9 protein-coding genes are annotated in these 8,299 nt (G+C 71.9%); 4 read left to right on the top strand and 5 right to left on the bottom strand.

Features of this window, described 5'->3' with window-relative positions; genetic code table 11:
- The coding region (locus tag IO33_RS0138360; RefSeq protein ID WP_031173713.1) for a cbb3-type cytochrome c oxidase subunit I at positions 1–546 on the bottom strand (546 nt) is incomplete at its 3' end.
- Positions 547–736: 190 nt separating this feature from the next.
- Between IO33_RS0138360 and IO33_RS0138355 the strand changes: the two genes are divergently transcribed.
- From IO33_RS0138355 to IO33_RS0138345, 3 genes are all read left to right on the top strand, one after another.
- The gene (locus IO33_RS0138355) at positions 737–1,432 is read left to right on the top strand and encodes a DUF4328 domain-containing protein (RefSeq protein ID WP_390987351.1); all 696 of its coding nucleotides are present in this window, start codon (positions 737–739) and stop codon (positions 1,430–1,432) included.
- A 35-nt stretch (positions 1,433–1,467) separates the two neighbouring features.
- Entirely contained in the window at positions 1,468–2,133 is a 666-nt protein-coding gene (locus tag IO33_RS0138350; protein WP_031173710.1) for an SDR family NAD(P)-dependent oxidoreductase, read from the top strand.
- 83 nt (positions 2,134–2,216) lie between these two features.
- The gene (locus IO33_RS0138345) at positions 2,217–3,164 is read left to right on the top strand and encodes an MIP/aquaporin family protein (RefSeq protein WP_031173708.1); all 948 of its coding nucleotides are present in this window, start codon (positions 2,217–2,219) and stop codon (positions 3,162–3,164) included.
- Between the two features lie 7 nt (positions 3,165–3,171).
- On the opposite strand, the gene IO33_RS0138340 is transcribed toward IO33_RS0138345, so the two are convergent.
- The 4 genes from IO33_RS0138340 to IO33_RS0138325 all read right to left on the bottom strand — a co-directional run bounded on the left by IO33_RS0138340 (position 3,172) and on the right by IO33_RS0138325 (position 5,741).
- Positions 3,172–3,528, bottom strand: coding sequence for a winged helix-turn-helix domain-containing protein (locus IO33_RS0138340; protein ID WP_037687046.1), 357 nt, complete (start codon positions 3,526–3,528; stop codon positions 3,172–3,174).
- Entirely contained in the window at positions 3,525–3,986 is a 462-nt protein-coding gene (locus IO33_RS0138335; protein ID WP_031173706.1) for a hypothetical protein, read from the bottom strand. The genes IO33_RS0138340 and IO33_RS0138335 overlap by 4 nt, the downstream gene beginning before the upstream one ends.
- 120 nt (positions 3,987–4,106) lie before the next feature.
- A complete protein-coding gene (locus IO33_RS0138330) occupies positions 4,107–4,490 on the bottom strand; it encodes a hypothetical protein (protein WP_031173705.1) in 384 nt (127 codons plus the stop codon).
- 159 nt (positions 4,491–4,649) lie between these two features.
- Positions 4,650–5,741 carry a PucR family transcriptional regulator gene (locus tag IO33_RS0138325; RefSeq protein ID WP_245235998.1) on the bottom strand — a complete coding sequence of 364 codons (1,092 nt, stop codon included), beginning with the start codon at positions 5,739–5,741 and terminating at the stop codon, positions 4,650–4,652.
- Positions 5,742–5,987: 246 nt separating this feature from the next.
- Here IO33_RS0138325 and IO33_RS0138320 point away from each other — a divergent pair, with 246 nt between their 5' ends.
- Complete coding sequence (locus tag IO33_RS0138320) at positions 5,988–8,144, top strand: hypothetical protein (protein WP_031173703.1); 2,157 nt, start codon at positions 5,988–5,990, stop codon at positions 8,142–8,144.
- Positions 8,145–8,299 lie beyond the last annotated feature (155 nt).

Raw genomic sequence — 8,299 nt, 5'->3', positions numbered from 1 at the left:
GGAGAAGGCCAGACCCATGATCCACATGTCGGCGCCGATGCCCGGGCTGCGGACCGCGTCCGACAGCGGGGAGTAGGCGAACCAGCCGAAGTCGGCCGCGCCGTCCGGGGTGAGGAAGCCGCCCACCGCGATGGTCGAGCCGAACAGGTACAGCCAGTAGGCGAACATGTTCAGCCGCGGGAACGCCACGTCCGGGGCGCCGATCTGCAGCGGCATGATCCAGTTGGTGAAGCCCGCGAAGAGCGGGGTGGCGAACATCAGCAGCATCACGGTGCCGTGCATCGTGAACAGCTGGTTGAACTGCTCGTTCGAGATGATCTGCAGGCCCGGCCGCGCCAGTTCCGCGCGCATGATCAGCGCCATGACGCCGCCGGCCAGGAAGAACGCGAACGACGTCGCCAGATACAGCGTGCCGATCGTCTTGTGGTCGGTGGTCGTCAGCCACTTCACCACGACACTGCCCGGCCGCCTGCCCCTGACCGGCACCTCGCTCTCGTACGCCTCCTCAGGCGCGGCGGCACCATGGGGTTCGTTGAGGATGCTCACTGGTCGTCTGTCTCCTGATGCTCGCGGTCCGCGCACGCCATGACATCGGCTACTCGCCATCCTTGCTGCGGGACGGCGAGCGGGGCGCGCTGAGCGGCCGACGCGCGGCCGGTCGCGTGACGGATGCACCCGGACGGCGCAGCCGCGTCCACGCTGGTGACCTGCGGCTCCGGTACGACAAGATGGGGCGGTGACCGAACAGATGGATCAGTCGGCTGCCCGTACGCTCGCGTACAGGCCGGTTCAGGTGACCGGGCGGCTGGCTGTGGGGGGACTGCTGCTCGCCGGGCTCGCCTGGGTGGTACGCGGGGCGTGGGAGATACGCCTCGCCGGCGCCGGGGAGCCGGCCGCCGGGCCCCCGGACCAGGGCGACGGGGTGCACCGGCAGCTCACCTCGCTGGAGAACTCGTATCACCTGGTGACGTCGGCGGGCGGCGTGCTGGTGTTCCTGTGCGCCATGCTCTTTCTGTCCTGGCTGTTCAGGCTGCGGGACAACGCGCGGGCGCTGTCGGGGGACACGCCGAGGTACCTGGGGATCTGGGTGTTCCTCGGGTGGTTCGTGCCTCTGGTCAACCTGTGGTTCCCACGGGGGATCGTCGCCGACGCGTTCCGCAGCAGCGCGCCCGGGCGGAGGCTTCCCCGCTCCGTCGACGTGTGGTGGGGGCTGTGGCTGATCGGGATGATCAGCGGGGTGGGGATCGTGTCCCACGACTCCACGGACCAGATCATCGAGCGTGCCTACACCGAGGGGTGGCCGCTGCTGCTGTCCGACGCGGCCGTCGTGGGCGCCGCCGTCGCCGGTGCCTTCGCCGTCCACGCCGTCACCGCCGCACAGGTGGAGCGGCTGCGCGGGGGCGGTGCACAGGGGCCCGACCCGGTCGGCTAGCCGCCGACCCGGGGTGTGCGGTACGGATGGACGGCATGAGCGGTATCGCCATCGTGGGTGCCGGGCCGGGGCTCGGGGCCGCCGTCGCGCGGCGGTTCGGGCGGGAGGGCTTCGAGGTCGCGCTCTTCGCCCGGGACCGGGGGCGGCTCGACATGCTGGTGGGCGACCTCGGCGAGAGCGGGGTCCGGGCCCGGGGCTTCGTCGCCGACGTGCGCAGGCCACAGGAGCTGGCCGGGGCGCTGGAGCGCGCCGCGGGCGAGGTGGGGACCATCGAGGTGCTGCAGTACAGCCCGGTCCCGCACCGGGACTTCATGCGGCCCGTGCTGGAGACCGGGCCCCGCGATCTCGTCGGGCCCGTCGAGTTCTCCGTGTACGGGCCCGTGGCCGCCGTGCAGCAGGTGCTGCCGGGGATGCGCCGGCTGGGGCGCGGCACGATCCTCCTCGTCAACGGCGGGACCGCCGTCGTACCGCACCCCGAGCGGGCCGGGACGTCCATCGCGTTCGCCGCGGAGACCGCGTACGGCCATCTGCTGCACGAACGGCTCGCGCCCGAGGGGATTCACGTGGCGCAGCTGGTGATCCCCGGGGCGATCACTTTGGGGCACGCGCGCAAGGACCCGGCCGTGCTCGCGGAGACGCTGTGGGGCATGCACCGGGACCGGCACGGGTTCCGGCACTTCGCCGACGATCTCGACGGCTGACGGGGCACCGTCAACCTGCGGGGTGAGAGTTTGTGGGCCAATATGGTGATGTTGGCCGTATCGCTCTCTTCAAGGGGGCCTCCGTGGCTGTCGAAATCCCCGCGATCATCAAGCCGTCCCGGCTCAGGGCCCGGGGAGGGCTGCTGGGCGAGTGTCTCGCCGAGTTCCTCGGAACCTTCGTGCTCATCTCCTTCGGCTGCGGTGTGGTCGCGATGGCGGTCGCCGCGCTGCCCGGTTCGGGCCGTGCCGCCACCCCCACGACGATCTTCCTCGCGTCCGGCGACTGGCTGCTGATCACCTGGGGCTGGGCCTTCGCCGTCGTCTTCGGCGTCTACGTCGGCGGCGGCGTGAGCGGCGCCCATCTGAACCCGGCGGTGACCCTGGCCATGGCGGTGCGCCGCGGCTTCTCCTGGGCCAAGGTCCTGCCGTTCTGGTTCTCGCAGGTCGTCGGCGCGCTCACCGGCGCGGCGCTGGTCTATCTCGTGTACCACCAGGCGATCCACGCGTATGACGCCGTCTCGCCCGCGCCGAAGGTGAACGGGCACACGAACGCCACCTTCTCCATCTTCGCCACGTTCCCGGCGCCGTACTTCCACGGCGGCATCTGGGGGCCGCTGATCGACCAGATCGTCGGTACGGCCTTCCTGCTCATGCTGATCGCCGCCGTCATCGACATGCGCAACCAGGCCGTGAAGGCCAACCTCGGACCGCTGGTCGTGGGGTTCGTCGTCGCCGCCATCGGCATGTCCTACGGCGCCAACGCGGGCTATGCCATCAACCCGGCCCGTGACTTCGGGCCGCGCCTGTTCACCTACGCGGCGGGCTGGAACAGTCTGGCCTTCCCGGGCAGTGTGTCCGGCTCGTTCAGCGCCTACTGGTGGATCCCGATCGTCGGCCCGCTGGTCGGCGGCGTCATCGGCATCCTGGTCTACGACCTCTTCATCGGTGACGTCCTGCTCGTCCGGGCGGAGCTGCAGGAGCTGCCGGAGCCGGGGCGCACCCGCCCGGTGGTCGAGACCGACGAGGAGTGACCGGCACTCAGCCGCAGCCGCCGCCCGCCGGGCCGTCCGCCTCGGTGGCGGCCCGGCGGGCGGTCGCCGCGATGTCCTCCAGCGCCGCCAGATGGCGGGTGAGCGCCCTGCGTCCGGTGAGGGTGAGCGAGGCCCAGGTGCGCGGGCGCTTGCCGAGGTGCCCCTTGCGGATGCTGACGTAGCCCGTCTTCTCCAGCGCGGAGAGGGTCTTGCTCAGCGTGGAGTCGGAGACCTGGCAGTAGTCCCGCAGAACGGCGAACTCCGCCTCGCCGCACCCCGACAGGTAGGCGGCGAGGGCCAGCCGGGTCGGGTGGTGCAGTTCCCGGTCCAGCGCGGGGGGCGCACCACCGGCGGGGCCGGTCATGCGGTGCCGCCCGGCCGGAGCGCGCGCAGCACGCGGTCCGCGCCCGAGGCCAGGCCCAGGCCGATGAGCCAGCCCGGCACGCCGTACGGGATCGCGGCCAGCAGGCCGACGGCCAGGGGGACGAAGGGCACCACCCAGGCGTACCAGGCCGGGCGGCCGGGCCCGGGGTCCCGGCTGAACCAGCGCGTCACCCCGCCCTTGTGCGCGCCGACCCAGATCAGCACCAGGAAGGCGATCAGGCTCGCGGCGGCGGCGGCCACCAGCCAGCCCCCCCAGCGCGGCCACCGGTCGGCCAGGCCCAGGGCGGTGAAGCCGACCGCGCAGGTCAGGCCCTGGCCGATGGCGTAGCCGAGGGGCATGCGCTCGCCCGCCGTACGCGCCGCGGTCCGCGCGGCACAGACAGCGGCCAGCGCGTCCCGAGCCTGCCGGGCGTCCATCGGTTCCCCCGTGGTGTCCATGAGTGTCCCTTCGGTGTGGGGCGGGGAGAGGCGGTGGTCGGGCCGCCTCTCGTGCACACCGTAAGCATGGACAGTACTTTCCACGAATGCAAGTACTTTCGATGGTGCGCCGCGGGTGGGTCAGGCGTCCATGTGGAACTTGTCGACGTCCCAGTGCTGGTTGCCGCGCTCGGTGAAGACCAGGACGTTCAGCCGGCCGCTCCTGAAGTTGAAGTTGCAGGTCTTGGACTTGCCCTTGCCGCTCACCTTGCAGACGTGGACGCCGTCCGAGGCGGGCCCGAAGAGGCTGACGGCGAAGGTGCGCCCGTCCTTCTTGAGGTCCTTGACCGTGATGTCGTCGGTGTACGGGTTGTACGACATGGAGCCCTCGGCGTAGCGCTCGTTCACGTTGTGGAGGCCGGCGGCGGCCGCACTCGTGCCCGCGCCGGCCGTGAGGACGAGCCCGAGGCAGGCGGCGGTGGTGACGGGGGCGGCGATCAGCATCCGGCGTACGGACTTGTGCATGCGCGTTGCTCTCTCTGCTGGGCATGACCACGAATCAGTGATCTGTTCGCCGATGCTAATCGCGCGACGTGAGCCGACCGCCGGGGGGTGCGTACGCGCTGACCGGCGAAGGCAGACACCGTGCTGCGTAAGAGAGTTGACGATAAGTCAATTATTGTGTCACAGCGGGCGGTTGGGCCAGTCCAGGAGGCGGGCGCCGATGACCGCCGTCTGGAGCATGTAACGGTGGGCCGGGTCGGTCGGGTCGGCGGTGGTGAGTTTGTGGATGCGCTCCAGGCGGTACGTCAGCGCGCGGACGCTGAGGGACAGGCGGCGGGCGGCCTCGGCGGCCACGCAGCCCGAGTCGAAGTACGCGGCCAGGGTGTCCAGCAGCGGCAAGGCCCCGCCGCGGGCCCCGGTCAGCGGGCCGAGGGTGTGCGACACCAGGTCCACCAGGGCCTGCCGGTCCCGCGTCAGCACCGGGTAGACGAGCAGGTCGGCGGCGCGCAGCACCGGCCCGGCCAGATCCAGGCGGGCCGCCATCTCCAGCGCGGCGAGGGCCTCCTCGTACGACTGCACGACCCCGCCGGCGCCGTGCTGCGGGCGGCCGATCGCGATCCGCGGTGCCGCGCCGGCGGCGCCCATCGCCGCGTACGCCTGCTGGGCGAAGTGGAGCAGGACCTCGTCCTCGTCGCCGGGTGCGACGCACAGCAGCCGGCCGCTCTTGGTGGTGAGCAGGATGCTGCGGGAGTCGAAGCGGGCGAGCACGGCGGCCTCGACCCGGCGGGCGACCGGACCGCCCTCGACACAGGGGGCCGGCCCCTCGGCTACGGCCACCGCGTGGGCCCGGGACAGGCGCAGGCCGAACCGCTCCGCGCGCTCGGCGAGCCGGCCGAGGTCGCTGCGGCCGTACAGCAGGTCGTCGATGAACTCCCGGCGCGCGGCCTCCTCGCGGCGCACGGTGAGCCGCTGGGCGCGCTCGTAGCCCTCGGCGAACGCGTCGATCGCCTGCTCCACGGCGGCCAGTGTCGCGAGGCTGCTCTCGGCCGAGCCGGGCACGGCCGGCCAGGCGGCGCGGGCGGCGGCCAGGTGGGCGACGACCAGCGCGCGCAGTCCGTGGCCCGCGTCGGCGGCCTGCTCGCCCAGGGTCCGCCGGGTCTTCAGCTCCTCCCTGGTCAGCCGCCGGCTGGTGGCCGCGACCTCGGTCAGCGTTCCGGCGAAGCCGTCCAGATAGTGCTCGGGTATGCCGCTCGTGCCGTGCTGGTCCCCCACGCCTGCCCCGTCCCCCGCGATCTTGACGCGCCGGTGACGCTTTCTTAGCGCATGTCCGGCATGCAGACCCTAGTGAACACTGCCGGAAACCGGCAATGCGCGGGTGTGCGCCCTGCCGCACCATCTCCTACGGGGAGCACTACGGAGGGGTGCGGGTGCCGGGACGCCCGACGAGGTCCGCCGGACGTCCGGCATCGCAGCCCCGGGGGGCTCCGTCTCTCATCGTCTGACGCAAGGACGTGTGTCATGGAAGCGCTCGGCGTGCTCGCCGCCGTCTGTCTCTTCGTCGTGGTGCTCGCGGTGCTCGCGTTCTCCCGGCTGTACCGCAAGGTGGACCAGAGCCAGGCCCTGATCGTGTCGAAGACCCGGCGGGTCGACGTGTCCTTCACCGGGCAGGTCGTGCTGCCGATCCTGCACAAGGCCGAGGTCATGGACATCTCGGTGAAGACGATCGAGATCAGCCGCTCCGGCCGGGACGGGCTGATCTGCCGCGACAACATCCGCGCCGACATCCGGATCCTGTTCTTCGTCAAGGTCAACAAGACCGTCCCGGACGTCATCAAGGTCGCCCAGACCGTGGGCACCGAGCGCGCCAGCCACCAGGACACGCTGCAGGAGCTGTTCCACGCGAAGTTCTCCGAGGCGCTGAAGACCGTCGGCAAGCAGATGGACTTCACCGACCTCTACACCAAGCGTGAGGAACTCCGGTACCACATCATCGAGTTGATCGGCATCGACCTCAACGGCTACCACCTTGAGGACGCCGCGATCGACTACCTGGAGCAGACCCCGCTCACCCAGCTCGACCCGGCCAACGTCCTCGACGCCCAGGGCATCCGCAAGATCACCGAGCTGACGGCGATCGAGCACGTGCGCACCAACGAGGCGCAGCGCACCGAGCAGAAGGAGATCACCCGGCAGAACGTCGACGCGCGCGAGACCATCCTGGAGCTGGAGCGCCGGCAGGCGGACGCCGAGATCAAGCAGAAGCGGGAGATCGAGACCTCCCGGGCGCGCGAGGAGGCCGAGACCGCCCGCGTGGTGGAGGAGGAGCGGCTGCGCGCGCAGGGCGCCTTCCTGCGCACCGAGGAACAGCTCGGCGTGCAGCGCGAGAACCAGGCCCGGGAGATCGCCGTCGCCGCGAAGAACCGTGAGCGGGTCATCGCCGTCGAGAACGAGCGCATCGAGAAGGACCGGCTGCTGGAGGTCATCGCCCGGGAGCGGGAGACCCAGCTGACCAGGATCGCCGCCGACAAGGAGGTCGAGGCGGAGAAGCGGGAGATCGCCGAGGTCGTCCGGGAGCGGGTCGCGGTGGACCGTACGGTCGCCGAGCAGGAGGAGTCCATCAAGAAGCTGCGCGTGGTCGAGGAGGCCGAGCGGGAGCGGCAGGCCCTCGTCATCGCCGCCGAGGCCGAGGCGCAGGAGAAGCTGGTCAAGGACATCAAGGCCGCCGAGGCCGCGGAACAGGCCGCCACGCACCGCGCCGCCGAGGAACTCACCCTGGCCGAGGCCCGGTTGAAGAGGGCCGACCTCGACGCCCGGGCCAAGCTGCGGCTCGCCGAGGGCGTCCAGGCCGAGGCCGCCGCCGAGGGGCTCGCCGCCGCGCAGGTGCGCGACAAGGAGGCCGAGGTCACCGCCAAGGCCGGCCGCGCGGAGGCCGAGGCCACCCAGGCACGGCTGCGCGCCGAGGCCGAGGGCACGCAAGCCAAGGCGCTCGCGGAGGCCGAGGGGGCCAGGGCCAAGGGCCTCGCGGAGGCCGAGGGCGCGCGGGCCGCGGCGGAGGCCACCGAGGCGCGGCTGAAGGCGGAGGCGGAGGGCACCCGGGCGAAGGCGCTCGCGGAGGCCACCGCCATCGGCGAGAAGCTGAAGGCCGAGGCCGCCGGTCTGACCGAGAAGGCCGCCGCGATGGCCGCGCTGGACGAGGCCTCGCGCGGGCACGAGGAGTACCGGCTGCGGCTGCAGGCGGAGAAGGAGATCCGGCTCGCCGGGCTGGAGACGCAGCGGCAGGTCGCCGAGGCGCAGGCGACGGTTCTCGCGACCGGGCTGGAGCACGCCGACATCGACATCGTCGGCGGGGAGTCCGTCTTCTTCGACCGGCTGGTGTCCGCCGTCTCGCTCGGCAAGGGGGTGGACGGGTTCGTCCACAACTCCCAGACCGCGCAGGCGCTGGTGAAGCCCTGGCTGGACGGGTCCGGCAGCTTCACGGAGGACCTGAGCACCATCCTCGGCTCGGTCGGCACGGCGGATGTGCGCAACCTGACGGTGTCGGCGCTGCTGATGAAGCAGATCAAGGGCGGCGGGCCGGAGGCCGGCCAGCTTCAGAAGCTCCTCGACCGGGCGAGTGAACTGGGCCTCGCGGACACCCCGGTGACCGCCCTGAACGGCAGTGTGAGCCCGAACTGAGGCGAGCCGGGGCGGGTGCGCCTGCCGGGCGCCTCGACGGCCGATGGCTCAGCAGCCCCGTCGGGGGCGCGGCCAACCGCGCGACCAGCCACGGCGCACCCGCAGCCGGCAACGCTCCTGCAGCCCGATGGCGCATCACCACCCGCCCACGAAGG

Source organism: Streptomyces durhamensis, from assembly GCF_000725475.1.
Lineage (GTDB): Bacteria > Actinomycetota > Actinomycetes > Streptomycetales > Streptomycetaceae > Streptomyces > Streptomyces filipinensis.
This window is presented reverse-complemented; position numbering and strand designations above follow the sequence as displayed.